Genomic DNA, 25,264 nt, shown 5'->3' with positions numbered 1-25,264 from the left:
CCTCTTAGCTGTTGCCGTGCTTGGCACGATAGTCGTTCACCGCCGCCTTGATGGCGTCTTCGGCCAGGATCGAGCAGTGGATCTTGACCGGCGGCAGCGCCAGCTCCTGGGCGATGTGCGTGTTGCGGATGTCGAGCGCCTGGTCGAGCGTCTTGCCCTTGACCCATTCGGTCACCAGCGAGCTCGAGGCAATGGCCGAGCCGCAGCCATAGGTCTTGAAGCGGGCGTCCTCGATGATGCCCTGCTCGTTGACCTTGATTTGCAGCTTCATGACGTCGCCACAGGCCGGCGCGCCCACCATGCCCGTTCCGACGGAATCGTCGCCCTTGTCGAACGAACCGACGTTGCGGGGGTTTTCGTAATGATCGATGACTTTTTCGCTATAGGCCATGTTTCTTCTCCTGGTTCAGTGTGCAGCCCACTGCACCGTGTTGATGTCGATGCCGTCCTTGACCATTTCCCACAGCGGGGACATTTCGCGCAGCTTGTCGACCTTGCTGCGGATCAGCTTGACGGTGAAGTCGATTTCCTCTTCCGTGGTGAAACGGCCGAGGGTAAAGCGTATGGAGCTGTGCGCCAGCTCGTCGCTGCGGCCCAGCGCGCGCAGCACGTACGAGGGCTCCAGGCTGGCGGAGGTGCAGGCGGAACCGCTGGAGACGGCCAGCTCCTTGACCGCCATGATGAGCGACTCGCCTTCCACGTAGTTGAAGCTGACGTTCAGGTTGTGCGGGATGCGCCGTTCCATGTCGCCGTTGAGATAGACCTCTTCGATGGTCGACAGGCCGGCCCACAGGCGGTCGCGCAGCATGCGCACGCGCTCGTTTTCCGTGGCCATTTCTTCCTTGGCGATGCGGAAGGTCTCGCCCATGCCGACGATCTGGTGCGTGGCCAGCGTGCCCGAGCGCATGCCGCGCTCATGGCCGCCGCCGTGCATCTGCGCCTCGATCCGCACGCGTGGCTTGCGCCGCACGTACAGCGCGCCGATGCCCTTGGGCCCGCACATCTTGTGCGCGCAGAACGACATCAGATCGACCTTGAGCCTGGCCAGGTCGATGACGACCTTGCCCGTGGCCTGCGCCGCGTCGACGTGGAAGATCACGCCCTTCTCGCGGCAGATCTCGCCCAGCGCCTCGATGTCCTGGATCACCCCGATCTCGTTGTTGACGAACATGACCGAGGCAAGAATGGTGTCCGGACGGATCGCCGCCTTGAAGGCCTCCAGGTCGAGCAGGCCGTTTTCCTGCACGTCGAGGTAGGTCACCTCGAAACCTTCGCGCTCGAGCTCGCGGCAGGTATCCAGCACCGCCTTGTGCTCGGTCTTGACGGTGATGATGTGCTTGCCCCGCTCGGCATAGAAATGCGCGGCGCCCTTGATCGCCAGGTTGTCGGATTCGGTCGCGCCCGAAGTCCAGACGATTTCGCGCGGATCGGCGTTGACCAGCGCAGCCACTTGCTCGCGCGCGGTCTCCACCGCCTTCTCGGCGTCCCAGCCGTAGGCGTGGCTGCGCGATGCCGGGTTGCCGAAGCGCTCGTACAACCAGGGCACCATGGCGTCGACCACGCGCGGATCCACCGGCGTGGTGGCGGAATAGTCGAGATAAACCGGCGTCTTGATCATGACATCCAACCCTATGTTGCTGCGGCGGCGGTCAGGCCGCCGCGGTGGATTCGGCGGCGCCCGAGCGGCGGTCCATCAGCACCGACTTGGCCGCATTGGCCTCCTGCAGTTCGCGCATGCGTTGCTGATCGACCAGGTCTTGCAGCGATACCGAGTCCAGGTATTCGACCATCTTGCGGTTGAGCGTGGCCCACAGCTCGTGCGTCATGCACTTGCCCGCCTTGCCGTCGTTGCCCCGGGTGCAGTCCTGCTTGCCGCCGCAATCGGTGGCGTCCAGCGGCTCGTCTACCGCGAAGATGATGTCGGCGACGGTCACGTGCCGCGCCAGCTTGGCCAGCGAATAGCCGCCGCCCGGCCCGCGCATGCTGTCCACCAGCTCGTGCCGGCGGAGCTTGCCGAACAACTGCTCCAGGTAGGACAGCGAGATGTTCTGTCGCTGGCTGATGGCGGACAGGGTGACCGGACCGCTGTGCTGGCGCAGCGCCAGGTCGATCATGGCCGTAACGGCGAAACGTCCTTTGGTAGTAAGTCGCATTCGAGACCCCTGAGGTGACCCCGCCCCTGCGCGCTTCGCGCCCCCCTCGAGGAGGAGCGCTGCGTACCGGCCTGGCCGGATGCGCGGCGCCCTGGGACGGGTCTTGCCGATTCATGCATCGCGGTGGAAACGCCCGGCGTCGGAGTGCACAGCGAGCAAATCCTTAACGATTTGCTCAAGTATAGCCAATTCCCGAACGTTTTTCTAGGGATTTCTTCGGGAAACCACTGAGGTAGATTTGCGCAGCGCACAACACCCTGGGAGCTGCCAGCGCCCGAGGCCGCGCCCGGCCGGCGAAGCCGGCAAAACAAGGCCCGGAACAATCCGGGCCTGCAATGGAGGAAAGATTGGATGACGACCGGGAAGGCTCAGGCAGCCTGGTATTGCGTGGCGCGCTTGCGCACCACCTCCAGCAAGCCCTGGCAGGCATCCTCGATGTAGTCGAGCACCTTGGCGAACCCCTCGGGGCCGCCGTAGTAGGGATCGGGCACCGTAGCTTCTTCGTACTCGTTGGCAAAACGCATCAGCAGCATCAGCTTGTGCTGGTATTGCTTGGGCGCCTGCTGCTGCAGCAGCGACAGGTTGTCCCAATCCATGGCCAGGATCATGTCGAATTCGCGGAAATCGTCGACACGGATCTGGCGCGCGCGGATTTCACTGATGTCGTAGCCACGCTTGCGGGCGGCAGCCTGCATACGGGCGTCGGGAGGCTCGCCGATGTGGAAGGCGTGAGTCCCGGCCGATTCTATACGGACAACGTCGGAAAGACCGGCGTCTTTCACCAGGCGGCGAAATACGCCCTCTGCGCTCGGCGAGCGACAGATGTTGCCCATGCACACAAACAGTACCTTGGTCATCATGTCCGAAAGTGTGCGGGAAAACCCCGGATAGTTCAAGCTTTTTTTAATAAGCACATGAAAATGTGGTGCATAAAAACCCTTTTAGAATCAGGCCGTTACGCCCGACTCGCTAGAGATGCGGCACCATGGGCGCACGCCGTGCACATTTGTGGTATGGCGTGCCCTCCTGCCCGCGGGGCACGTTCGCGCACCACGCTGGTGCAAAATTATCTCGCATTGCACAAGGGTTCTGGCCGGAACGGCAGGCTCACCCGCGCGCCGCATCCGGGGCGTTCAGCGCGTCCTCGTCGGCCTGCTGGCCCCCGGCTCCGAACAGCTTCTGCTTGAGCGCCAGCAACTGGTCGCGGGCGCGCGCGGCCTTCTCGAATTCCAAGTTGCGCGCGTACTCGAGCATCGCTTTTTCCAGCTTCTTGATCTCCTTGGCGATCTGCTTCTCGCCCATGGCCTCGAGACGCGCCGCTTCCACGCTGTCGCCGTCCTGCGCGCCGGGCGGGACATAGACGCCGTCGATCAGGTCACGCACTTCTTTCTTGACCCCTTGCGGCACGATCCCGTTCGCCTCGTTGAAGCGGAGCTGCTTCTCGCGGCGGCGCGAGGTCTCGCCCAAGGCCCGCCGCATCGAGTCGGTCATCGTGTCCGCATAGAGGATCGCCTTGCCGTTCAGGTTGCGCGCCGCCCGCCCGATGGTCTGGATCAAGCTGCGCTCGGAACGCAGGAACCCTTCCTTGTCGGCGTCGAGGATGGCCACCAGCGACACCTCGGGAATATCCAGGCCCTCGCGCAGCAGGTTGATGCCGACCAGGACATCGAAGGTGCCCAGGCGCAGGTCGCGCAGGATCTCCACCCGCTCGACCGTGTCGATATCGGAATGCAGGTAGCGCACCTTGACGCCGTGGTCGGTCAGGAAGTCGGTCAGGTCCTCGGCCATGCGCTTGGTCAGCGTGGTGATCAGCACCCTGTCGTTCTGCGCCACGCGCAGGTGGATCTCGCTCAGCACGTCGTCCACCTGGTTCAGCGCCGGGCGCACTTCCACCACGGGATCGACCAGGCCGGTGGGCCGCACCACCTGCTCGACCACGGCATCGGCGTGCTTTTTCTCGTAGTCGGCCGGGGTGGCCGAAACGAAGATGGTCTGGCGCATCTTCGCCTCGAACTCCTCGAACTTCAGCGGCCGGTTGTCGAGCGCGGACGGCAGCCGGAAACCATAGTTCACCAGGGTTTCCTTGCGTGAGCGGTCGCCTTTGTACATGGCGCCGATCTGCCCGATGGTGACGTGGCTTTCGTCGATGATCATCAAGGCGTCGGAAGGCAGGTAGTCCACCAGGGTGGGAGGCGGATCGCCCGGCTTGGCGCCCGAAAGATGGCGCGAATAGTTTTCGATGCCCTTGCAGAACCCCAGCTCCTGCAGCATTTCCAGGTCGAACCGGGTGCGCTGCTCGAGGCGCTGCGCCTCCACCAGCTGACCGTTGTCGACGAAGAACTTCGTGCGCTCGCGCAGCTCCTGCTTGATGGTCTCGATGGCGCGCAGCACGGTCGCCCGCGGCGTCACGTAGTGCGACCCGGGGTAGATCGCGAAGCGCAGGATCTTCTGCCGCACCTTGCCCGTCAGGGGATCGAACAATTCCAGCGTTTCGATCTCGTCGTCGAACAGCGTGATGCGCAGCGCCAGCTCGGCATGCTCGGCCGGGAAGACATCGATCAGTTCGCCCCGCACGCGGAAGGTGCCCCGCATGAACTCGGTGTCGTTGCGGGTGTACTGCATCGCCACCAGCCGGGAAATGATGTCGCGCTGCCCGATGCGGTCGCCCGTGCGCAGCAGCATCACCATGTTGTGGTAGTCGTCGGGATTGCCGATGCCGTAGATGCACGAGACGCTCGCCACGATCACGGTGTCGCGCCGCTCGAGCAGGCTCTTGGTGGCCGACAGCCGCATCTGCTCGATGTGTTCATTGATGGACGAGTCCTTTTCGATGAACAGGTCGCGCGTTGGCACATAGGCCTCGGGCTGGTAGTAGTCGTAGTACGAGACGAAGTACTCCACCGCGTTGCGCGGGAAAAACTCGCGCATCTCGGCGTACAGCTGGGCGGCCAATGTCTTGTTGGGCGCCAGGATGATGGCCGGCCGCCCCAGGCGGGCGATCATGTTGGCCATGGTGTAGGTCTTGCCCGAACCGGTCACCCCCAGCAGGGTCTGGTACATCAGGCCGTCTTCTATGCCCTCGCACAACTGGTCGATGGCTGCGGGTTGATCGCCGGCGGGAGGATAAGGCTGGTAGAGCTGGAAGGGGCTGCCTTCGAACGTGACGAAACCGGGTTCGAAACCCCGCGCATCGGCCGCAGCCGCCACGAGTTCCGCGCTTTCGGCCGCGGCCCGCAGCCCTTCGGGAGACGTAGTCTGCATGCTAGACTCTTGTTTCATCAGGAAAACTTCGGCAGCAAATCGGCTCCAGAGTTCCGAGCCCACTGGATTTCGCATTGTAAAAAGCAATCTGCCATTATCCCCTGCACAACCCCTTCATTCAACCCCGCGCGCTTAACGGACGCTTTCAATGACTTCGCTCTTCGCAGCCGTAGAACTGGCTCCTCGCGACCCGATTCTGGGTCTCACCGAACAATTCAACGCCGATACCCGCAGCAACAAGGTCAACCTGGGCGTGGGCGTGTATTACAACGATGAAGGCCGGATTCCACTTCTGAAGGCTGTGCGCAAGGCCGAGCAGGCCCGCATCGACGCCGCCGCGGCGCGTGGCTACCTGCCCATCGAGGGCCTGCCGGGGTATAACCGCGCGGTGCAGGAACTGCTGCTGGGCGCCGATTCGCCGCTGATCGCCCAGGGCCGGGTACTGACCGCCCAGAGCCTGGGCGGCACCGGCGCGCTCAAGATCGGCGCCGATTTCCTCAAGCGCCTGGTGCCCGAGGCCAAGGTCGCCATCAGCAACCCGAGCTGGGAGAACCACCGCGCGCTGTTCGAATACGCCGGCTTCGAAGTCGTCAACTATCCCTATTACGATCCGGCCACCCATGGCGTCGACTTCGCCGGCATGATCTCTGCGCTGGAAGGCTATCCGGCCAACACGGTGGTAGTGCTGCACGCCTGCTGCCACAACCCCACCGGCGTGGACCTCACCGGCGAGCAATGGACGAAGGTGGTCGAGGTAGTCAAGGCGCGCGGGCTCATTCCCTTCCTCGACATTGCCTATCAGGGCTTCGGCGACGGCATCGACGCGGACGCCACGGCGGTGCGCCAGTTCGCGGCGGCCGGCCTGACCTTCCTGATCAGCTCGTCGTTCTCGAAGTCGTTCTCGCTCTATGGCGAACGCGTGGGCGCCCTTACCCTGGTGGCGGCGGACAAGGACGAAAGCAGCCGCGTCCTGAGCCAGTTGAAGCGCGTCATCCGCACCAACTACTCCAACCCGCCCACCCATGGCGGCACGGTGGTGGCGCAGGTCCTGACCTCGCCGGAGCTGCGCGCCGAGTGGGAAGCCGAACTGGGCGAGATGCGCGACCGCATCCGCGCCATGCGCGCCGCCCTGGTCGCCAAGCTCAAGGAGCGCGGCGTGGCGCGCGACTTCGGCTTCGTGCTGCAGCAGCGCGGCATGTTCTCGTACTCGGGCCTGACGGCGGCGCAGGTGGACCGCCTGCGCGAAGAACACGGCATCTATGCCGTATCGACCGGCCGCATTTGCGTTGCCGCGCTCAATAGCCGCAACATCGATGCCGTGGCCGACGGCATCGCAGCCGTTTTGAAGTAGGACGCGGCTTTGAAACTGTAACGATTCATGCTATATTTTTTGGCTCGATTCCCCGATAGCTCAGTCGGTAGAGCGACGGACTGTTAATCCGCAGGTCACTGGTTCGAACCCAGTTCGGGGAGCCAAGAAATTCAGCAAAAAACGGACGCCGGGAAGAAGCGTCCGTTTTTTTATTTGGAGAGCGGCGCCACCGCTGCGCCCGCCACGCGCAGCAACTCGGCGCCGGCGATTTCCATAGTCGTGTCGCTGCGCCCCGTCCCGCAGAACACCACCGCCATGGCGGGCACTGCCTCGTCGACCACCACCCTCGCCCCGTTGATCGGCAACGGGCAGACTCCGCCCGGCACCATGCCCAAAGCCTCCTCCACGTCGTCGGGTCCGGCCAGCGCCAGGTCGGCGCGCCGCACGCCGAACGCCTCGGAGATCTTCTTGTAGTCGGCGCGTTCGGCCGCCCGCAGCGCGGCAACGGCATAGCCCCCGCCAGGCAGGCGAAAGGCCAGGCTCTTGACCATGGCGGCGGGATCGAAAGGCAGCGCGGCCCGGGCATCGTCGAACGACACGATGGGGCGATGCTCGTGCAACGCGTAGACCGCCTCGCGGCGCTCCAGGAAGGCATGGACTTCCGGACTCATGGCAATACCCTCGCAATCCTCGCGCGCAAGGCGCAGTGCCGGCATTCTTGCCGGCCGCGAGACCAGGCGCAAGCGGCGCAGCGGCCGTGGCCGCCAAAGGTTTATTCAACATTCAATCTTGATCAATGCGATGCCCTTCGGTAATTTGCCGCAGCACGACGGCCCGCCGGCCCAAAGACAACGACACCGCGAGCATCCTCGCGCCGGCGAGCGACTGGAGGAGACACCATGAAAAAGCGCGCATTCCTGTGGGCCGCGCTGCTCGCCCTGGCCGGCGCGGCAGCCCAGGCCGATACCTTTCCTTCCCGCCCCATCCGCTTCGTGGTGCCGTTCGGACCCGGAGGCGGCACCGACATCGTCGCGCGCCTCATCGCGCCTTACCTGTCGGCCGAACTCGGCCAGCAGGTGGTCGTCGAGAACCGGCCCGGCGCGGGCGGAGTGATCGGGTCCAACATGGTCGCCAAAGGACCGGCCGACGGCTATACGATTCTCTTCGCCGACAGCGCGCGCTCGATCGCGCCGTCGATGCAGAAGGACCTGCCCTTCGACATAACGAAAGACCTCGACCCGATCGGCCTGATCGGCGGCACGCCGCTGCTGCTGCTCGCCCACCCGCAGGCTCCCGTCAAGACGCTGGACGAGCTCATCAGCCATGCCAAGGCGAATCCCGGCAAGCTGACCTACGGCAGTTCGGGCAACGGCACGCCGCAGCACTTCGCGGTCGAACTGCTGAAATCGGCGGCCGGCATCGATCTGGTGCACGTGCCCTACAAGGGTGCGGCGGCGGTCGTGGCCGACGCGGTCGGCGGCCAGATCAACCTGGCCTCGGCCACCTATGCGCCGTCCGCCGAATACATACGCAGCAACCGCCTGGTGCCGCTGGCGGTCATGGAGCCCAGGCGCCTGTCCGCCCTGCCCAACGTTCCCGCCGCGGCGGAACGCTACCCGGAAGTCGTCATGAGCATCTGGTTCGGCATCATGCTGCCGGTCGGCGTCGAGCCGGGCGCCCGTGCCAGGCTCGCGGATGCCGTCGGAAAGGTCGTAGCCAATGCCGAGTACGCCGGCAAGCTGCGGGCGGCCGGCTTCGAGCCCATGCAGGAGACGGCCGCACAGATGAAGGCGCGCATCGAGCGCGAGGTGAAGCTCTTCGGCGACGTGGCGAGGAAGGCGCGCATCAAGCCCGAGTGATCCGCCGCCTCGGCGTTGCGAGGCCGAGGCCGGGACTGGGGTATCATCCGCCCCATGGCCGCTTACGCTTCCCTCCGCCTCGCCTGGCTGGCACTGCTGTGCGCGCTCTGGCATGCCGCCATGCCGATGGCGCATGCGGCCGCCGCCCGGCCGGCGCTGCTGGCGGCCCTGTGTTCCCAGCAGGGAACGGTGGCCGTGCCGCTACCCCCCAAGGACGGCGATCCGCATGTCCTGGCGGCCTTGCAATGTCCCTTGTGCCTGGCGGGCGCCCATGTCGCCACCCTGCCTCCGCCCGTCGCCGGGCCTGAGATTTCCGTCGCGCTCGACCTTGGTCCCGCTTACCGGACCGCTCGCGCGGCATGCGATTTCCCTGCCACACCGCATCTGCATTTTTCGCCTCGTGCACCCCCGGCCTGAAACGCCCGTTCCTGTGCGTACCACGCCGGACGGTACGGCCACGCGCCGCGCCCGGCATTGCCGATCACGATTTCCTCGACGAGACAAAGCATGCAGATTCGTACCCTTACCCTGAGCCTCCTGTTCTCCCTGCTGGCCGCCGGCCCGGCCGGCGCCCACGACTACACCGCGGGCGGCATCCAGATCGGCCACCCCTGGGCCCGCGCCACGGTGGCCGGCCAGCCCAGCGGCGGCGGCTTCCTGAAACTCACCAACACCGGCGCCGACGACAAGCTCGTCGCCGTCCGCGCCGACATCTCTGCCACGGCCGAACTACACACCATGCAGATGGACGGCGACGTCATGCGCATGCGGCAGGTCGACGGCATCGCACTGCCTGCCGGGCGCACAGTGGAACTCAAGCCCGGCGGCTACCACATCATGTTCATGCGCCTGAAGGCGCCCCTGAAAGAAGGCTCGAGCTTCCCCGCCACTCTGATTTTCGAAAAAGCGGGCGAAGTCAAGGTGGACTTCAAGGTTCAGGCGGCAGGCGCCGGGGCCGGCGGGCACGGTTCGGGCGGCACGCATCACTGATGCGGCGGTCTGGACGGGGAGCCGGCACGGGTCTTGCAATAGAGCTTGAAAGGATGAATTCTTCTGCTTCGGACACTTTGGCTGCAACCCGTGATCATGATTTCCTTGCTCCCCGCCTGGACCGGAATAGCCGCATGACTGCGCTGTACAACGGAATGACCCGGGAAGCGCTCGATGCCTCCTACAACAATTCCGCCGCCGTGCTCAACAGCGCGGTGCTGATGGCGGAATTCGACGAGCGCAGCGCCAAGCTGCGCGCCGCCCACCCCCAATACCTGGACTTGCGCTACGGGCCCGCGCCGCGCAACCGGATCGACTATTTCCCCGCCGCCCGCCCGGGCCCCCTCATGGTCTTCATCCATGGCGGCTACTGGCAGTCCCGCTCCAAGGAAAGCTTCAGCTTTCTCGCCGCCGGCCCGCTAGCCCACGGCTTGCACGTGGCGCTAGTGGGCTACACACTCGCTCCCGAGCAATCGCTCGGCGGTATCGTCGGGGAAATCCGCTCGGCCATCGGCTGGCTGACGCGGCACGCTTCACAATGGGGCACGGATCCGGAACGGCTCATCGTCAGCGGCTGGTCGGCCGGTGCCCATCTGGCCGCCATGGTGCTGGATGAGCCCGGCGTGCGCGGCGGGCTCGCCGTCAGCGGCATCTACGATCTCGAGCCCATACGCCTGAGCTACCTGAACGACAAGCTTTGCCTATGCCCGCCGGACGTGCAACGGCTCAGCCCCCTGCACCGCCCGCCCAGCAAGCGCGAGCTGATCCTGGCCTACGGCGCGGCCGAGCTTCCCGAGCTCCAGCGCCAGTCCGAGACCTTCGCCGCGGCCCGCGCCGGCCTGCCGGGCGAACTGCTGCGGCTGGCCGACCGCAATCATTTCACCATCCTGAACGACCTCGCCTCGCCCGACGGCATCCTGGCCCAGCGCGCGTGCAAGCTCGCCGGCCTCTAAAGCACGCAAGGACTTCGCCTCAAGGCTCGTCGAGCACTTCCAGCATGGACCGGCCGCGGCTCAGGTCCGCCAGTACGCGCCGCAGTTCCTCCAGGTTCGGCCGCGGCACTTTCAGCGCCAGGCGCGCCCCCTGCTCGTCGAAACGCTCCTGGACTACTTCGGCGCCGTGGTCGCGCAGCCGTGCCTTGAACAGCGGCAGCTCGGCGAAGGTGCAGGCGATTTCCGCCTGCGCCAGGTCGAGCAGCGGCACCCGGCGCCCTTGCCTGAGGCAATTCGCCGCGCAGCTGCCGTAGGCGCGCACCAGCCCGCCGGCCCCAAGAAGCGTGCCGCCGAACCAGCGCACCACCAGTACCGCGACGCGGTCGCAGGCCTGCCCGTCGATGGCCTGCAGGATGGGGCGGCCGGCGGTGCCGCCGGGTTCGCCGTCGTCGTTGAAACGATATGAAGCGCCGATGCGATAGGCCCAGCAATTGTGAGTGGCCGCCGCATCGGCATGCCGGGAGAAGAACGCCAGCGCGTCGTCCGCGCTCGCGACCGGCGCCGCGTGGGCGATGAACCGGCTCTTGCGGATCTCCTCGCGGTAGCTGCAAGGCGCCTCGAGCGTGAAGAGAGGACTCATGCCGGCGAGTTTACCGCGCGCCTTCCCCTTTCTTTGACGAAACTTCTTTTTCTGCTATAGTTATGGGCTCGATTCCCCGATAGCTCAGTCGGTAGAGCGACGGACTGTTAATCCGCAGGTCACTGGTTCGAACCCAGTTCGGGGAGCCAAGATATCCATGAAAAACGGACGCCCCTGGCGTCCGTTTTTCATTTTGGCGTTCCATCGCGGCGCAAGCACAAGCAGAACGCAACGACAATCCGTGCCACCAGCCACTTCTGCCCTCACCCACCGGCGCATCCTCGCGATGGCCTTGCCCATCGTCCTTGCCAACCTGACCCAGCCCCTGATGTCGGCGGTCGATACGGCCGTGGCGGGCCACCTGCCCGGTCCCGAATACCTGGCGGGCGTGGCGCTGGGCAGCCTGCTGTTCAGCTTTCTTTTCTGGGGCTTCGGCTTCCTGCGCATGGGCACCACCGGCCTCGTCGCCCAGGCCTGGGGCAAAGGCGACGAACCGGCGATGGCCGCCAGCGTGGCGCGGGCCCTGATCCTGGCGGCGGGAATCGGACTCGTCCTGCTGGTCCTGCAACGGCCGCTGATCGTGCTCGTGCTGGGCCTGCTGGGCGGCAGCGCCGATGCCACGCGCCAGGCCATGGAATACTGCCTGGGCCGGATCTGGGCGGCCCCCTTGGCGCTGGCCAACTACGTCGTCCTGGGCTGGCTCCTGGGATGCCAGCGAGTCCGCATCGCGCTCGGCCTGCAGATCCTCATCAACCTGGTCAACCTTGCCGCGGTGCTGCTGTTCGTCCATGTCTTCGAACTGGGAGTGGCCGGCATCGGCGCGGCGACCGCGGTGGCCGACGGCGCCGGCACGCTGGCCGGCGGCTTCCTGCTGTGGCGCGCGCACCGCGCCGCCTGGCCTCGCCTGCGCCTGACGGCGCTGCTCGATTCCTCGGCCATGCGGCGGCTGGTCGGCATCAACTTCCACATTTTCGTGCGCACCGCCTGCCTGCTGGCCAGCATGGGCTGGTTCGCCCACCTGGGCGCCACCCAGGGCGACACGGTGCTCGCGGCCAATGCGCTGCTGCTGAACTTCCTGACCTTCATGGCCTTCGGGCTCGACGGTTTCGCCCATGCGGCCGAAGCGCTGGTCGGCTCGGCCGTGGGCGCCGGCGACGCCCCCGGATTGCGGCGCGCGGTGCGCCTGTGCATGGGCTGGGCCGCCGCCGGCGCGCTGGCCTATGCGCTGGTGTACGCGGTGGCCGGCCCCTCGATCGTCGGCGTGCTGACCGACCAGCCCGCGCTGCGCGAAACGGCCATGCGCTTCCTGCCCTGGATCGCGCTGGCGCCTATCGCATCGGTCTGGGCCTATTTGTACGACGGAATGTTCATAGGCGCCACCCAAACGCGGGCGCTGATGCAATCCATGCTCGTCTGCGGCGCGGCGTTCCTGGCGCTGTCCCTCGGCCTCTTGCCGCTCTTCGGCAATCATGGGCTGTGGCTGTCATTCCTTGCGTTCAACGCCCTGCGCGGCCTTACCCTTCACCTGGCCGCGCCCCGCGTGCTCTACCGAGCGTCCGGTGTCTCGGCCTCGGCGAACTAGCGGGTTATCCCCGCATCCTGTGGACAAGGCTGGGGACAGCGGCAGGACGAGCGGAAACGACCCGCATGGCTGCGCGCTTTGAGGTTCTCCGCTCATGAATTGAGCACCCCCGGATGCCCTTGCCTTGACAACGGCTCGCATGGCCGATTAAGGTCACGCCCCTTGCATTGAGATGGTGATCCCATGGTTGTCTGGCTGAAGGTGCCCTTTGCCGAGAAGGACGAAGCCAAGGCGCTCGGAGCCAGATGGTCTCCCGCGCAGAAAAAGTGGTACGTCAAGGACGCCGCCGACCTCGCGCCCTTCCAGCGCTGGCTGGACGCCGCTTCGGCCACTGCGCCGCTCGCGCCGGTCGCCCCCCTTCCTGCCGAGGACGAGACGCCGCCCGCGGGTGGCGCGGTCATTTATTGCGACGGCGCGTGCCGCGGCAATCCGGGAGGTCCGGGAGGCTGGGGCGCGCTGATCCGCACGCCGGCAGCGACCGTGGAGATCTTCGGCGGCTCGCCCGACACCACCAACAACCGCATGGAACTGACCGCGGCCATCGAGGCGCTGCGCTGGCTGCCGCAGACCTGCGAGGTGGTCGTCTACACCGACTCGCAATACGTCGTGAACGGCATGACGCAATGGCGCCACGGCTGGGTGCGCAAGAACTGGAAGGACGTCAAGAACGTCGAGTTGTGGAAGACGCTGATCGCCGAGGCCGACCGGCATCGCGCAACCTTCCGGTGGGTGCGCGGACATAGCGGGCATCGCGGCAACGAACGCGCGGATGCGCTGGCCAACGAAGGGCTGGACCACGCCAAGCGTACCGGCCGCGGCGAAGTGGTGGTGCGCATCGTGGCCGAGCACGGCGCCGCAGGATAACGGTCGGACAGCCATCTGGCGGGGCCCCCCCCCCGGGGGCACCCGGCGGGGCCGACATGCTCTATCCTTGTCGCGTCGACGTCAGCGCGTTCACGCCATGCAAGCCGCCCCGCTCGCTCCGGATGAAGAACAACGCCTCTCCCTGCTGCAGGCCCTCGACCTGCTCGACACGCCGTCCGAACCGGCCTTCGACCTGATCACGCGAATGACCGCGAATGCCATCGGCGTGCCGATCGCGCTAGTGTCGCTGATCGACCGGGACCGCCAGTGGTTCAAGTCCAAGGTCGGGATGGACATCTCTGAAACGCCGCGCGAATACGCCTTCTGCGCCCACTGCATCGTGGGCGGCGAACGTCTGCTCGTGCCCGACGCGACCCAGGACGAACGCTTCTTCGATAATCCCCTGGTCTGCGGCGCGCCGGGTGTGCGCTTCTATGCCGGGATCCCCTTGCGCAGCATCGACGGGCTGGCCCTGGGCAGCCTGTGCGTGCTGGATACCGTGCCGCGGCAGTTGAGCGCCAACCAGCTCGATCTGCTGAGCGACGCGGCTCAACTGGCCAACCACGAGATCATGCGGCGCGAAGCCACCCTGCGCGTGCGCACCACCACCGAGTCCTCGCTTGCTGCCGGATTGGCCGCGCTGGAGAAACAGGTCGAGCAGCGCACCCGCGAATTGAGCCATGCGCACGCGCAACTGCAGACCTTGACGGACCACCTGCCGGCCATGATCGGGTACTTCGGCCCCGACCTGCGCTACCGCTTCGTCAACGAAGCGTACCGGGTCGCCGTAGGCAAGCCATCCCGCGACATCATCGGCCGTTCCCTGGCCGAGACCTTCGGCCCCGAGAAGGCGCACGACATCGAACGGCACGTGAAGCGGGCCACGCGGCGCCACAAGCGGGTCTCGTTCGAGATGCCGCTGGTCTTCCCCGACGGCACGACGCACTACGGCGCGGTCACGCTGATTCCCGACATCGTCGAGGACAGGATCGTGGGCTTCCACAGCATCGTGCACGACATCACCGAACGGCGCACGCGCGAACAGGCCACCCGGCTCGAGGCTCGCCGCGACACGCTGACCGGCCTTCCGAACCGCCGCGCGGTCCAGGAGCGGCTGCCCCGGGCCATGGCCTCGACCGACCGGCGCGGCGGCGTGCTGGAGGTCCTGTTCCTGGACCTAGACGGTTTCAAACAGGTCAACGATACCCTGGGACACGACCAGGGCGATCAGCTGCTGAAAGAGATTGCGCGGCGCCTGAAGGCCGGCCTGCCCGGCGCAGAACTGGTCGCGCGGTTGTCGGGGGACGAATTCGTCGTGATCGCCCGGGACGATGGCGGCCATGCGCAAGGTGAAACCATGGCCCGGCAGATCCTGGCCGACATCGCCGCTCCCATGCGGCTTGCCGGACAGCCGGTGCAGATCCATGCCAGCCTGGGCATCGCGATCTACCGCGCGGGGTCCGGCATCAACCCCGCTCATCTGCTGCGCGCGGCCGACATGGCCATGTACGAAGCCAAACGGGCCGGCAGGAACCAGTATCGCGTCAGTCCCGAGACCCGCTGAGGCCGACAGCGAACCCGCCTCAGGCGGGCAGCCGGATCGCCCGGTCAGAAGCCCCCAGGTCCCTGAGCGTGTCGACCAGGATCTCCTGGAACTTCGTGATGCCCAGGCTGATGGGCCGATCGATGCGCCGCACGAGATAGCGCGACAGAAACAGGCCCTTCACCGGGCCGCCGTCGAAGTCCCCGCGCTTGATGTCGGCGCCTATGCCGGAGTACGGCGAAATGTGGGCCCCTACCCCGCGGCGCACGAGATCCTTGATGACCTGGAAGGCATCGGTCTCCACCGTCACGTTCAGCGCCACGCCCAGGCGCGCGGCCTCGCTCTCGATGTGCTGGCGCGCCAGTTGCGCGCGTCCGGGCTGGATCAGCGGCAGCCCGGCCAACTCCTTCAGCGAGTAGGTCCTGAGCGCATGCCGGCTTTTGCGGCGGCGGGGCATCATCACCCAGAACTCCTCGTCGCACAGGTGCGTGCTGACGAGCAGCGGATTGGCGCCCCCGGCCAATACCGCGAGGTCGAGCCTGTCGGCCAGCAGCCGGTCGCGCAATTCGTTGCTCAGGCCCTCGCACAGGTCGAACGTGGCCTGCGGGTACATCTTCTGGAACGCGGCCGCGACCGTGCCGATCACGAAGCCGCCCAGCGAAGGCGGAAAGCCGATCCGCAGCGTGCCGGCGACAGTGGTGCTGGACGCGATGACGTTGGCGCTGACTTCGCGCACCAATCGGAAGATGGCCTCGGCTCCCGACAGCAGCCGCATGCCGGCCTCGGTCGGTTCGACGCCGCGGCTGTGGCGGAACAGGAGCTGCACGCCCAGTTCGTCCTCCAGCAGCAGCACCTGCCGCGTCAGCGCGGGCTGTGCGATGTGCAGCGCCACCGAGGCCTTCGTGAAGCTCTTCAACTGCGCGACGCGCACGAAATACCGGAGTTGAACCAGATCCATCGCTGCCTCGCCATGCGTTTTCGCTATCGAATTATTTTATAGCTCGCCCCGAAAAACGGCATTTCTCCTGCGCCGCGAGTCCGTCCAAAATGTCCTGGCACATGAACAAGACGGAGACACCATGCAACGCCATCTCATCGCGCCGCGCCTTGTCCTTGCCGCCGCGTCGCTGCTGATCGCGGCCACGGCGGGCGCGCAGGCCTATCCCACCCGGCCGATCCGGCTGATCGTGCCCTTCCCCGTGGGCGGTTCCACGGATACCTATGCCCGCCTGGCCGGCAAGCTGCTGGGCGAGGCGCTGGGCCAGCCCGTGATCGTTGACAACCGCGCCGGCGCCACCGGCCTGATCGGCAGCCGATTGGTCAAGGATGCGCCAGCCGACGGCTACACGCTGCTCTACACCACCAACAGCGCCCACGTCATCGGCCCGCTGCTGCACAAGCAGCACACCTTCGACCCGGCCGCCGATTTCACGCCCATCACCGAGGCGCTGCGCTTTCCCGCCTACCTGGTGGCCTCGGCCAAGCTGCCGGCCAGGACCTTCAAGGAATTCCTCGCCCTGGCCAAGTCCCGGCAAGGCGCGTTGAGCTACGCCAGCGCGGGCACCGGCGGCGGCAGCCACCTCGCCTGCGAACAGATGCTGGATGCGGCGGGCATCAAGGCCCTGCACGTGCCCTATTCGGGCGCGGGGCCGGCACAGACCTCGGTCATCGCCGGAGAGGTGGACTTCCTGTGCGACTCCGTCGGCAATTCGCAGTCCATGGTCCGCGCGGGCAAGATGCGGGGACTGGCGCTGGCCGCCGCGCAGCGGTCGCCCGCCATCCCCGACATTCCCACCATGCGCGAGGAAGGCGTCCCGGTGGAGGCCTACGTCTGGCAAGGCGTCTTCGCGCCCAAGGGATTGCCCGCCGGCATACGGGACAAGCTGGCGGCGGAAATCGCCCGGGTCATGCGCATGCCCGAGATGCAGGCCCGCCTGCAAAAGGACGGCTACGACCTCGTGCTCCAGCCGCCCGACCAATTCGCCAGGGACCTGGTCGCCGAGCAATCGATGTGGGCCAGGCTGATCGCCGAGAAGAATATCAAGGCCGACTGACCTTCGCCGGTACCACCGCACTTTCCACGCAACCACGAATGGACATCGACCATGTTTGAATACTTCGGCGACAATTACACCTGGAATATGGCCGTCAACCTGGCGCTCGGCATGGGCGCCGAGATCGGCGAGCTCGACGACGCCTCCGGCCCCGTCAAGGAAGCGTCGCGCCGCGGCGACCCGCATGCGGCCGAGATCCTGTTCACCGCCTGGACCGGGCTGGCCGACCGCGTGAAGGCGCTGGCGCAGCAGGACCTCCAGCACGATCGCACCTACAGCGCGGGCCGCAAGTTCAAGCGCGCCGCCATCTACTACGTGCAGGCCGAACGCATGCAGGCGCCGCGCTTCCCTGGCCGGGACGCGGCCTTCCGCAACATGCTCGAGTGCTTTCGGCGCTACGCCGAGCTGACCGGCCAGCCCGTCGAATGGGTGGACGTGCCCTACCAGGGCACCACCCTGCCGGCCCTGTACGTCCCGGCGCGCGAGACGCCGCCCGGCGGCGCGCCCTGCATGGTGCATTTCGACGGCCTGGACGTGACCAAGGAGATCCTGTACCTGATGGGCATGGGCGAGGCCTTGCGCGAGCGCGGCGTGTCCGTGCTGCTGGTGGACAACCCCGGCGTGGGCGAGGCCTTGCGCCTGCAGGGCCTGACCAATTTCCCCGAGGCCGAGGTGCCCGCTTCGGCCTGCGTCGACTACCTGGAGGGACGCGACGACGTCGATGCCTCGCGCATCGGCATCATGGCGTTGTCGCTGGGCGGCTATCACGCGCCGCGCGCCGCCGCCTTCGAACCCCGCCTGCGCTGCTGCGTGGCCTGGGGCGCCAACTACGACTGGGGCGCGACCCAGCGCTACCGCCACCAGAGCCAGGACCCGCGGCTACCCGTTCCGCATTACTGGGAACATGTGATGTGGGTGTTCGGCCAGACCACCATGGAAGGCCTGCTGGCCACGGCGGACCGCATGACGCTGGAGGGCGTGCTGCATCGCATACGGTGCCCCATCCTGGTCACGCACGGCGAGAACGACCGGCAGATCAAGCTGGCCCAGGCCGAACGCCTGGTCGCCGAATGCGTGAACAGCCCCAAGGCGGAGCTGTTCGTCCATACGCTGCGCGATGGCGGCGCCGAGCATTGCAGCGTCGACAACCTGGCGCTGGGCGTGGACGCCATCGCTGACTGGGTCGGCGCAACCATGCGGGAGCTTGGGCAGCGCCCGCAGGATCGACGCCCGCGCTAGCCGGCCTTCGCCCCGAACTTGGCCGGCACGACGACGGCACGATCGTCCGCGCCGGCCTCGGGCGACGCCGGCGCCTTCCTGGCGTGCTTGAGGCGGTAGTCCTCGAGGAACTTGGCGATGCGGCCGATGGCCTCGCGCAGATCCGCCTCGTGCGGCAGGAACACGATGCGGAAGTGGTCGGGATGCGGCCAGTTGAACCCCGTTCCCTGCACCAGCATCACCCGCGTGGCTTCCAGCATCTGCAGGAAGAACTGGCGGTCGTCCTCGATGGGATACACCTCGGGATCCAGCCGCGGGAACATGTAGAGCGCGGCCTGCGGCTTGACGCAGGTCACGCCGGGAATGGCGGTGATCAATTCATAGGCCAGGTCGCGCTGCTGGCGCAGCCGGCCCCCCGGGGCCACCAGGTCGTTGATGCTCTGGTAGCCGCCCAGCGCGGTCTGGATCGCCCACTGGCCCGGCACGTTCGCGCACAGCCTCATGTTGGCGAGCATGTTCAGGCCGTCGATGTAATCGCGCGCGGCGCGCTTGTCGCCCGAGACCACCAGCCAGCCCGCGCGGTAGCCGCAGGCGCGGTAGCTCTTGGACAGCGAGTTGAAGGTCAGCGTCAGCACGTCGGTGGACAGGCTCGCCAGCGCGGTGTGGCGGGCGTCGTCGTACAGCACCTTGTCGTAGACCTCGTCGGCCAGGATGACCAGCCCGTGCTCGCGCGCGATGGCGACGATTTCCTGCAGCACGTGGTCGGGATAGACCACGCCGGTCGGGTTGTTCGGGTTGATGACCACGATCCCCTTGGTGCGCGGGGTGATCTTGGCCCGGATGTCGTCCAGGTCGGGAATCCAGCCCTTGGCCTCGTCGCACAGGTAGTGCACGGGCGTGCCGCCCGACAGGCTCACGACCGCCGTCCACAGCGGGTAGTCCGGCGCGGGCAGCAGCAACTCGTCGCCGTCGTCCAGCAGCGCGTTGGTGGCCATCGCGATCAGGTCGGAGGCGCCGTTGCCCAGGTAGATGTCTTCCAGCGTCACGCCCTGCACGCCCTGCGCCTGGGTGTAGTGCATGACCGCCTTGCGCGCGGCGAAGATGCCCTTGCTGTCCGAATAGCCCGCCGAGTTGGGCAGGTTGCGGATCATGTCGAGCTGGATTTCCTCGGGAGCGTCGAAACCGAACACGGCCAGGTTGCCGATGTTGAGCTTGATGAGCTTCTGGCCTTCGTCTTCCATCTGCTTGGCCCTGTCCATGATGGGGCCGCGGATGTCGTACAGGACGTGGGCTAGTTTGTTCGATTTGTTGATGGGTTTCATGCACGGTCTTCCGGAGAGTGGGGCAGCAGCGCTCCCAAGCCGAGATACTAGAACATAGAACACGAAATCCCCAAAAAGCGGGGAGCCGCATCGGCGTTGCGATGACTTTCCACGGCTTGACTCGATCACTGTATATTTATACAGTATCCTGCCGTAAACCGTTGTTGTCCCATGCCTTCTGCCGGAATCTCCACGCCGCGCGCCAGCACCGCGATCCATCCCCTCCTGTGGCGGGGATCGCAGCTTGCCCGCAACTGCCGCCCCGGCCTGGATACCGGCCATGCCGAGCTTTCCCGCCAGTTGCCCGACGGCGGATGGCCGCTGGGCAGCCTGACCGAACTGCTGCTGCCGCAGCCGGGCATAGGCGAAATCCGCCTGTTGCTGCCGGCGCTGCGGCAATTGCCCGCCCAGCGCAGCATCGTCCTGCTCCACCCGCCCCACCAGCCGTCCGTCCAGGCTTGGCAGACCCATGGCATCTCCAGCCGGCAACTGCTGTGGATAGCGCCGGCACAGGCGGCCGATGGCTTGTGGGCGGCCGAACAGATCCTCAAGCAGGGGCATTGCGCGGCCCTGCTCTACTGGCCCTCCCGTCCACCTGCAACCGCCCTGCGCAGGTTGCACCTGGCCGCCCAGGCCGGCGACACCGCCTTCTTCGTATTCCGCCATGCCGAAGCCGCCCGCGCGGCATCGCCCGCGCCGCTGCGCCTGATTTTGCGTCCCGCCGCCGACCACCTGCGCGTGGACATCCTCAAACGCCGCGGTCCCGTCCACGATGCGAGCCTGCTGGTGCCGCTCGCACAGCCGCGCACGGCAACTGCCGTGGATTCGATTCCCGTCTTTTCCGAGTCTCCCCATGCGCCTGTGGATCAGCGTCTACCTGACGCACTCCAGCCTCGACGCACTGAGCCTGTCCTGGCCGGATGACACGGCCGGCCCGCTGGTGGTCCTGGAGCGCGAAACGGTGGTGGCCGTGACACCCGCCGCCGCGCAACTGGGCGTGCGCCCCGGCATGCGCAAAAAGGGCGCTGGCGCTCTTGCCCCACATGCAGAGTTCATTCAGCGAGACCCCGAACGGGAAAAGCAGTTGCTCGATGCCGCCGCGCTGGCCATGCTGCAATACACGCCGGAAGTCGCGCTGGGCCCCGATACCAGCGTAGTGCTCGACGTCAGCGCCAGCCTGCGGGCCTTCGGCGGCCCCTTGGCACTGAGCCGGCGCATCCGGCGCACATTGGAACAACTGGGCTGCCGCGCCCGCGTCGGCATGGCGCCGACCGCCCATGGCGCCTGGCTGCTTGCGGCACGAACGACGCCCGGTCCACGCCGCGTACTGCGGCAGGAGCGCCTGTTGCGCCGGATGGCCGGGCTGCCATGCCTGCTGCTGCCTCCGGCACGGCTTCATCAGGCTTGGCTCGAAGGCATAGGGTGCCGGACCATTGCCGCCCTGATGCGGCTGCCGCGGGCCGGCCTGCAACGGCGTTGCGGCCACGCCCTGCCCCACATGCTCGATCAGGCCCGCGGCCGCGCCCCGGAACTGTTCGACTGGGTCCGCGCCCCCCTGCAGTTTTCGGCCCGCCTCGAACCGATCGCCCGGCTCGAACACACGACCGCGGTAATGGTCGTGGCCCGGCGCCTCGTCCAGCAACTTGCCGGCTGGCTCGGAGCCACCCATACCGCCGCCCGCACCATCGTCCTCGTCCTCGAACACGAGCGCGGCCGCCATGCCCGGCCACCCACGCGGCTCGCCGTGGCCCTGGCCCAGCCCGGCTGGCAGGCCGATCACCTGCTGCGCCTGCTCAAGGAACATCTCGAGCGCCTGACCCTGGCCGCCCCCGCCATCGCCGTGGCCCTGCACGCCGACCAGCTCGTTACCCGCACCGCGCCCTCCGAAGCCTTGTTCCCCGATCCCGGCGGCACCCCGGCCGACCACGATCGGCTACTGGAACTGCTGACGGCGCGACTGGGCGCCGACCGTGTGCTGGCCGCCCGGCCACGCGCCGACCACCGGCCGGAAGTCGCCAACTGCTGGCAACCGGCCTTGTCCCCATCCTCGTCGGGTCCGCAGGACACCGCTCCCGGAGCCGAGCGCCCCCTGTGGCTGCTCGCCCAGCCCATCGCCCTGGTCCTGCGCGGCAACCGGCCGCACTACGGCACGCCGCTGCGCTTGCTGCACGGTCCCGAACGCCTGGAAAGCGGCTGGTGGGACGGCGCCCCCATCTCGCGCGACTACTTCGTGGCCGAAAGCGCAGACGGCATCCGCTACTGGATCTACCTGGACCAGGCGCTGGACGAGCCGCGCTGGTACCTGCACGGGCTCTACGCCTGAACCGCCATGCCATCGCTCCCGCCCTCGCTCCCCTCCCTGCCCGGCTACGCCGAATTGCAATGTCTGAGCAACTTCACCTTCCTGCGCGGCGCCTCCTGGCCCGGGGAACTGGTCGAGCGCGCCGCCGAACTGGGCTACACGGCTCTGGCCATCACCGACGAATGCTCCCTGGCCGGCGTCGTGCGCGCGCACGAGGAAGCGAAGAAACACAAGCTGCGCCTGATCCTGGGCAGCCAGTTCCGGCTCGACGCCCAGGACGGCATTCCGCCCCTGGACCTGATCCTGCTGGCCACCAACAAGGAAGGCTACGGCAACCTGTCGGAACTGATCACTTATGCTCGCATGCGCGCCGCCAAGGGCAGCTACCGCCTGCTGCCCGGCGATCTTTCCCACCCCGAGCCCGAGCATGATCATCTGCGCGGCGTGCCGGACTGCCTGGCCATACTTGCGCCCGCCCACGGCGTCGCCCGCGATGTGCTTGCCAAGCAGGCCGGCTGGCTGGCGCGGACCTTTCCGGGGCGGTGCTGGATGGGTTTGTCGCTGCTCAATCGCGCCGGCGACGGCGCCCACCGCCAGACCGTCGAAGACGTCGCCCGCACGATGGACCTGCCCGTCGTGCCCCTGGGCCAGGTCGAGATGCACGTCCGCTCGCGCAAGCCCTTGCACGACACGCTGTGCGGCATCCGCCTGCGCCAGTCCGTGGCCGAATGCGGCTATGCGCTGGTGCCGAATGCCGAACAGCACCTGCGCGCGCGCGTGCACCTGGCACAGGTCTACGGCGCCGAGCTGATGCGGGAAAGCCTGCGCATCGCCGGACTATGCACCTTCAATCTGAAGGAACTCGAGTACGAATACCCCGAGGAACTAGTGCCGGCGGGGGCCACGCCCGCAACCTACCTGCGCGACGAGACCTATGCCGGCGCCAACAGACGTTTCCCCGAAGGCATCCCGGACAAAGTGCGCGATCAACTCGAAAAAGAACTCGCGCTGATCAGCGAACTCCAGTACGAGGCCTACTTCCTTACCGTCTACGACCTGGTCAGGTTCGCCAAGAGCCGCCGCATTCTCTGTCAGGGACGCGGATCGGCCGCCAACTCCGCGGTCTGCTTCTGCCTGGGCATCACCGTGGTCCCGCCGGACGACAACTCGCTGTTCGGACGCTTCATCAGCAAGGAACGCAACGAGCCGCCGGACATCGACATCGACTTCGAGCACCAGCGACGCGAAGAGGTCATCCAGCACATTTACGAAAAATACGGACGGCGCCGCGCCGCGCTGACCGCCGTCGTCATCAGCTACCGTTCTCGCAGCGCACTGCGCGACGTGGGGCGCGCGCTGGGCATCGACCTGGCCCTGGTCGATCGCGTCGCCAAGGCCCACCAATGGTGGGACGGCAGAAAGAACTTGCTGAACCGGTTCGAAGAATGCGGACTCGCCGCCGACTCTGCCGAAGCCCAACTCTGGGCCAGGCTGACCGAGCAACTGCTGGACTTCCCGCGCCACCTTTCCCAGCACCCGGGAGGCTTCGTCATGTCGCGCGGACCGCTGTCGCGCCTGGTGCCCATCGAGAACGCCGCCATGCCGGACCGCAGCGTCGTGCAATGGGACAAGGACGACCTAGACGCGGTCGGCCTGCTCAAGGTCGACGTGCTGGCACTGGGCATGCTGACGGCGCTGCGGCGCGCCCTGGAATTCGCCAGCCAGCGACAGCAGAGGCTGCTCGATCTCTACAGCATTCCTCCCGACGACTCGGACACCTACGACATGATCTGCAAGGCCGACACCATAGGCGTCTTCCAGATCGAGTCCCGCGCGCAAATGAGCATGCTGCCCCGCCTGCAGCCGCGCAATCTGTACGACCTGACGATACAGGTCGCCATCGTCCGGCCCGGCCCCATCCAGGGCGGCATGGTGCACCCCTTCCTGAAACAGCGCGAACAAGCACGCCTGCACGGCCCCGCCCGGATTCCGTATCCCAGCCCCAAGGTCCGCAAGGCCCTGGCCCGCACCTACGGCGTGCCCATCTTCCAGGAACAGGTCATGCAGATCGCCATGTACGCCGCCGGCTACAGCGAAGGCCAGGCCGACGAACTGCGGCGCTCCATGGCGGCCTGGCGGCGCAAGGGCGACCTGGCGCAGCACTACGAACGCATCGTCACCGGCATGCTGATCCACGGCTACGACCGCGCCTTCGCCGACTCCATCTGCCGCCAGATCCAGGGCTTCGGCGAATACGGCTTTCCCGAATCGCACGCCGCCAGCTTCGCGCAACTGGCCTACTCCAGCTCCTGGCTCAAATGCCACGAACCCGAAGCCTTCCTGGCCGCGCTGCTCAACAGCCAGCCCATGGGGTTTTATTCGCCCTACCAGTTGATCCAGGATGCCCAGCGCCATGGCGTGGCCGTCCTGCCTGTCGACGTACTGGCCAGCAATTGGGACGCCACCCTGGAAGACACCGGCGACGAACGCCCGGCCGTGCGGCTTGGACTGAACCAGGTGCAGGGCTTGTCGGAAGCAGCCGGCCGGCGCATCCAGGCGGCGCGTGAACACCGACCGTTTGCCGACGCCACCGACCTGGGCCGGCGCGCCGATCTCGATCGGCATGCCTTGCAGGCCCTGGCCGCGGCCGATGCACTGCGCCGCCTGTCCGGCCACCGCCGCGCCGCCCTGTGGGAAGCCATCGACAGCGTCCCCCAGCGCGACCTGCTGCGCGACGCCATGGTGCACGAACAGGCGCCGCTGCTCGATGCGCCCAACGAAGCCGACGACATCCGCGCCGACTACGAATCCCTGAAGATGACGCTGCGCCGCCACCCCGTGGCCCTGCTGCGCGACCGCCTGGCCCGTCGCGGCTTCATGCCGGCCGAGGTATTGAAGACCTACCCCGACCGCCGCCTGGCCCGCGCCTGCGGCATCGTGACCGTGCGCCAGCGTCCCGGCACCGCCAAGGGCGCCGTCTTCGTCACGCTGGAAGACGAGACCGGCCAGGTCAACGTCATCGTCTGGCCGGGGCTGGTCGAACGCCAGCGCCGGGAACTGGTGGGCGCGCCGCTATTGGGCGTGTACGGCACCTGGCAGTCGCACCAGGGCGTGCAGCACCTCCTGGCCAAGCGGCTGGTCGATCTGACGCCGCTGCTGGGCAAGCTGGTCGTGTCGAGCCGGAATTTCCACTGAGGGAAACCCACCCCCTCCGCGCTCCGCGCGTCCCCCT

22 protein-coding genes, 2 tRNA genes and 1 pseudogene are annotated in these 25,264 nt (G+C 66.9%); 16 read left to right on the top strand and 9 right to left on the bottom strand.

Translation table 11 applies throughout. From position 1 onward, the window contains the following. Positions 1-4: 4 nt before the first annotated feature. From iscU to uvrB, 5 genes are all read right to left on the bottom strand, one after another. Positions 5-391, bottom strand: a complete 387-nt coding sequence (gene iscU, locus CDO44_RS08425; RefSeq protein ID WP_087779779.1) for a Fe-S cluster assembly scaffold IscU — start codon at positions 389-391, stop codon at positions 5-7. A 15-nt stretch (positions 392-406) separates the two neighbouring features. Then, on the bottom strand, positions 407-1,618 hold the full coding sequence (locus CDO44_RS08420) for an IscS subfamily cysteine desulfurase (RefSeq protein WP_087779778.1): 1,212 nt from the start codon (positions 1,616-1,618) through the stop codon (positions 407-409). Positions 1,619-1,649: 31 nt separating this feature from the next. After that, complete coding sequence (locus tag CDO44_RS08415; RefSeq protein WP_087779777.1) at positions 1,650-2,153, bottom strand: Rrf2 family transcriptional regulator; 504 nt, start codon at positions 2,151-2,153, stop codon at positions 1,650-1,652. 368 nt (positions 2,154-2,521) lie between these two features. Further along, positions 2,522-3,013 carry a low molecular weight protein-tyrosine-phosphatase gene (locus tag CDO44_RS08410; protein WP_087779776.1) on the bottom strand — a complete coding sequence of 164 codons (492 nt, stop codon included), beginning with the start codon at positions 3,011-3,013 and terminating at the stop codon, positions 2,522-2,524. 247 nt (positions 3,014-3,260) lie between these two features. Beyond that, the gene (uvrB, locus tag CDO44_RS08405) at positions 3,261-5,414 is read right to left on the bottom strand and encodes an excinuclease ABC subunit UvrB (RefSeq protein ID WP_087779775.1); all 2,154 of its coding nucleotides are present in this window, start codon (positions 5,412-5,414) and stop codon (positions 3,261-3,263) included. Positions 5,415-5,562: 148 nt separating this feature from the next. Here uvrB and CDO44_RS08400 point away from each other — a divergent pair, with 148 nt between their 5' ends. Both CDO44_RS08400 and CDO44_RS08395 read left to right on the top strand, forming a co-directional pair. Beyond that, complete coding sequence (locus tag CDO44_RS08400; protein WP_087779774.1) at positions 5,563-6,765, top strand: amino acid aminotransferase; 1,203 nt, start codon at positions 5,563-5,565, stop codon at positions 6,763-6,765. 49 nt (positions 6,766-6,814) lie between these two features. Further along, a tRNA-Asn gene (locus CDO44_RS08395) sits at positions 6,815-6,890 on the top strand. 45 nt (positions 6,891-6,935) lie between these two features. Here the strand turns inward: CDO44_RS08395 and CDO44_RS08390 are convergent. After that, positions 6,936-7,397, bottom strand: coding sequence for an aminoacyl-tRNA deacylase (locus CDO44_RS08390; RefSeq protein ID WP_158213228.1), 462 nt, complete (start codon positions 7,395-7,397; stop codon positions 6,936-6,938). A gap of 228 nt (positions 7,398-7,625) precedes the next feature. Here CDO44_RS08390 and CDO44_RS08385 point away from each other — a divergent pair, with 228 nt between their 5' ends. The 4 genes from CDO44_RS08385 (at position 7,626) to CDO44_RS08370 (ending at position 10,528) form a co-directional block, all read left to right on the top strand. Then, a complete protein-coding gene (locus CDO44_RS08385; RefSeq protein ID WP_087779772.1) occupies positions 7,626-8,585 on the top strand; it encodes a tripartite tricarboxylate transporter substrate binding protein in 960 nt (319 codons plus the stop codon). Between the two features lie 54 nt (positions 8,586-8,639). Further along, a complete protein-coding gene (locus CDO44_RS08380) occupies positions 8,640-9,002 on the top strand; it encodes a DUF2946 family protein (protein WP_087779771.1) in 363 nt (120 codons plus the stop codon). Between the two features lie 90 nt (positions 9,003-9,092). Then, entirely contained in the window at positions 9,093-9,575 is a 483-nt protein-coding gene (locus tag CDO44_RS08375; RefSeq protein ID WP_087779770.1) for a copper chaperone PCu(A)C, read from the top strand. A 134-nt stretch (positions 9,576-9,709) separates the two neighbouring features. Then, complete coding sequence (locus tag CDO44_RS08370; RefSeq protein WP_087779769.1) at positions 9,710-10,528, top strand: alpha/beta hydrolase; 819 nt, start codon at positions 9,710-9,712, stop codon at positions 10,526-10,528. A 19-nt stretch (positions 10,529-10,547) separates the two neighbouring features. On the opposite strand, the gene CDO44_RS08365 is transcribed toward CDO44_RS08370, so the two are convergent. Continuing rightward, positions 10,548-11,147 carry a YigZ family protein gene (locus CDO44_RS08365; protein WP_087779768.1) on the bottom strand — a complete coding sequence of 200 codons (600 nt, stop codon included), beginning with the start codon at positions 11,145-11,147 and terminating at the stop codon, positions 10,548-10,550. A 73-nt stretch (positions 11,148-11,220) separates the two neighbouring features. Between CDO44_RS08365 and CDO44_RS08360 the strand changes: the two genes are divergently transcribed. From CDO44_RS08360 to CDO44_RS08345, 5 genes and pseudogenes are all read left to right on the top strand, one after another. Further along, a tRNA-Asn gene (locus tag CDO44_RS08360) sits at positions 11,221-11,296 on the top strand. Positions 11,297-11,388: 92 nt separating this feature from the next. Continuing rightward, positions 11,389-12,729, top strand: a complete 1,341-nt coding sequence (locus CDO44_RS08355) for an MATE family efflux transporter (RefSeq protein WP_158213227.1) — start codon at positions 11,389-11,391, stop codon at positions 12,727-12,729. A gap of 183 nt (positions 12,730-12,912) precedes the next feature. Beyond that, a pseudogene (locus CDO44_RS28250) lies at positions 12,913-13,032 on the top strand (DUF5710 domain-containing protein); the annotation flags it as partial. 96 nt (positions 13,033-13,128) lie between these two features. After that, entirely contained in the window at positions 13,129-13,593 is a 465-nt protein-coding gene (gene rnhA, locus CDO44_RS08350; RefSeq protein ID WP_233146094.1) for a ribonuclease HI, read from the top strand. Between the two features lie 97 nt (positions 13,594-13,690). Next, positions 13,691-15,157, top strand: a complete 1,467-nt coding sequence (locus CDO44_RS08345) for a diguanylate cyclase domain-containing protein (RefSeq protein ID WP_158213226.1) — start codon at positions 13,691-13,693, stop codon at positions 15,155-15,157. 19 nt (positions 15,158-15,176) lie between these two features. Here CDO44_RS08345 and CDO44_RS08340 read toward each other — a convergent pair whose 3' ends face one another. Then, the gene (locus CDO44_RS08340; RefSeq protein ID WP_087779764.1) at positions 15,177-16,094 is read right to left on the bottom strand and encodes a LysR family transcriptional regulator; all 918 of its coding nucleotides are present in this window, start codon (positions 16,092-16,094) and stop codon (positions 15,177-15,179) included. Between the two features lie 121 nt (positions 16,095-16,215). Here CDO44_RS08340 and CDO44_RS08335 point away from each other — a divergent pair, with 121 nt between their 5' ends. Both CDO44_RS08335 and CDO44_RS08330 read left to right on the top strand, forming a co-directional pair. Beyond that, a complete protein-coding gene (locus CDO44_RS08335) occupies positions 16,216-17,190 on the top strand; it encodes a tripartite tricarboxylate transporter substrate binding protein (RefSeq protein ID WP_087779763.1) in 975 nt (324 codons plus the stop codon). A 51-nt stretch (positions 17,191-17,241) separates the two neighbouring features. Beyond that, positions 17,242-18,429: a S9 family peptidase gene (locus CDO44_RS08330; protein ID WP_087779762.1), complete on the top strand. Its 1,188-nt coding sequence runs from the start codon at positions 17,242-17,244 to the stop codon at positions 18,427-18,429. Here CDO44_RS08330 and CDO44_RS08325 read toward each other — a convergent pair. Next, positions 18,426-19,730: a pyridoxal phosphate-dependent aminotransferase gene (locus CDO44_RS08325; protein ID WP_233146089.1), complete on the bottom strand. Its 1,305-nt coding sequence runs from the start codon at positions 19,728-19,730 to the stop codon at positions 18,426-18,428. The two genes, CDO44_RS08330 and CDO44_RS08325, sit on opposite strands and share 4 nt — an antisense overlap. A gap of 171 nt (positions 19,731-19,901) precedes the next feature. Between CDO44_RS08325 and imuA the strand changes: the two genes are divergently transcribed. The 3 genes from imuA to CDO44_RS08310 are packed head-to-tail and all read left to right on the top strand — an operon-like array spanning position 19,902 to position 25,227. Next, a complete protein-coding gene (gene imuA / locus CDO44_RS08320; protein WP_087779761.1) occupies positions 19,902-20,654 on the top strand; it encodes a translesion DNA synthesis-associated protein ImuA in 753 nt (250 codons plus the stop codon). After that, positions 20,584-22,053, top strand: coding sequence for a DNA polymerase Y family protein (locus CDO44_RS08315; RefSeq protein WP_087779760.1), 1,470 nt, complete (start codon positions 20,584-20,586; stop codon positions 22,051-22,053). Before imuA ends, CDO44_RS08315 begins: the two co-directional genes overlap by 71 nt. A gap of 6 nt (positions 22,054-22,059) precedes the next feature. Further along, a complete protein-coding gene (locus CDO44_RS08310) occupies positions 22,060-25,227 on the top strand; it encodes an error-prone DNA polymerase (protein WP_087779759.1) in 3,168 nt (1,055 codons plus the stop codon). Positions 25,228-25,264: the final 37 nt, after the last annotated feature.

The organism is Pigmentiphaga sp. NML080357, from assembly GCF_002188465.1.
Lineage (GTDB): Bacteria > Pseudomonadota > Gammaproteobacteria > Burkholderiales > Burkholderiaceae_B > Pigmentiphaga.
This window is presented reverse-complemented; position numbering and strand designations above follow the sequence as displayed.

Coding starts and splice junctions, on each gene's coding strand:
- iscU (WP_087779779.1), bottom strand. CDS start 391: ATGGCCTATAGCGAAAAAGTCATCGATCATTACGAAAACCCCCGCAAC.
- CDO44_RS08420 (WP_087779778.1), bottom strand. CDS start 1,618: ATGATCAAGACGCCGGTTTATCTCGACTATTCCGCCACCACGCCGGTG.
- CDO44_RS08415 (WP_087779777.1), bottom strand. CDS start 2,153: ATGCGACTTACTACCAAAGGACGTTTCGCCGTTACGGCCATGATCGAC.
- CDO44_RS08410 (WP_087779776.1), bottom strand. CDS start 3,013: ATGATGACCAAGGTACTGTTTGTGTGCATGGGCAACATCTGTCGCTCG.
- uvrB (WP_087779775.1), bottom strand. CDS start 5,414: ATGCAGACTACGTCTCCCGAAGGGCTGCGGGCCGCGGCCGAAAGCGCG.
- CDO44_RS08400 (WP_087779774.1), top strand. CDS start 5,563: ATGACTTCGCTCTTCGCAGCCGTAGAACTGGCTCCTCGCGACCCGATT.
- CDO44_RS08390 (WP_158213228.1), bottom strand. CDS start 7,397: ATGAGTCCGGAAGTCCATGCCTTCCTGGAGCGCCGCGAGGCGGTCTAC.
- CDO44_RS08385 (WP_087779772.1), top strand. CDS start 7,626: ATGAAAAAGCGCGCATTCCTGTGGGCCGCGCTGCTCGCCCTGGCCGGC.
- CDO44_RS08380 (WP_087779771.1), top strand. CDS start 8,640: ATGGCCGCTTACGCTTCCCTCCGCCTCGCCTGGCTGGCACTGCTGTGC.
- CDO44_RS08375 (WP_087779770.1), top strand. CDS start 9,093: ATGCAGATTCGTACCCTTACCCTGAGCCTCCTGTTCTCCCTGCTGGCC.
- CDO44_RS08370 (WP_087779769.1), top strand. CDS start 9,710: ATGACTGCGCTGTACAACGGAATGACCCGGGAAGCGCTCGATGCCTCC.
- CDO44_RS08365 (WP_087779768.1), bottom strand. CDS start 11,147: ATGAGTCCTCTCTTCACGCTCGAGGCGCCTTGCAGCTACCGCGAGGAG.
- CDO44_RS08345 (WP_158213226.1), top strand. CDS start 13,691: ATGCAAGCCGCCCCGCTCGCTCCGGATGAAGAACAACGCCTCTCCCTG.
- CDO44_RS08340 (WP_087779764.1), bottom strand. CDS start 16,094: ATGGATCTGGTTCAACTCCGGTATTTCGTGCGCGTCGCGCAGTTGAAG.
- CDO44_RS08335 (WP_087779763.1), top strand. CDS start 16,216: ATGCAACGCCATCTCATCGCGCCGCGCCTTGTCCTTGCCGCCGCGTCG.
- CDO44_RS08330 (WP_087779762.1), top strand. CDS start 17,242: ATGTTTGAATACTTCGGCGACAATTACACCTGGAATATGGCCGTCAAC.
- CDO44_RS08325 (WP_233146089.1), bottom strand. CDS start 19,730: ATGAAACCCATCAACAAATCGAACAAACTAGCCCACGTCCTGTACGAC.
- imuA (WP_087779761.1), top strand. CDS start 19,902: ATGCCTTCTGCCGGAATCTCCACGCCGCGCGCCAGCACCGCGATCCAT.
- CDO44_RS08315 (WP_087779760.1), top strand. CDS start 20,584: ATGCGCCTGTGGATCAGCGTCTACCTGACGCACTCCAGCCTCGACGCA.
- CDO44_RS08310 (WP_087779759.1), top strand. CDS start 22,060: ATGCCATCGCTCCCGCCCTCGCTCCCCTCCCTGCCCGGCTACGCCGAA.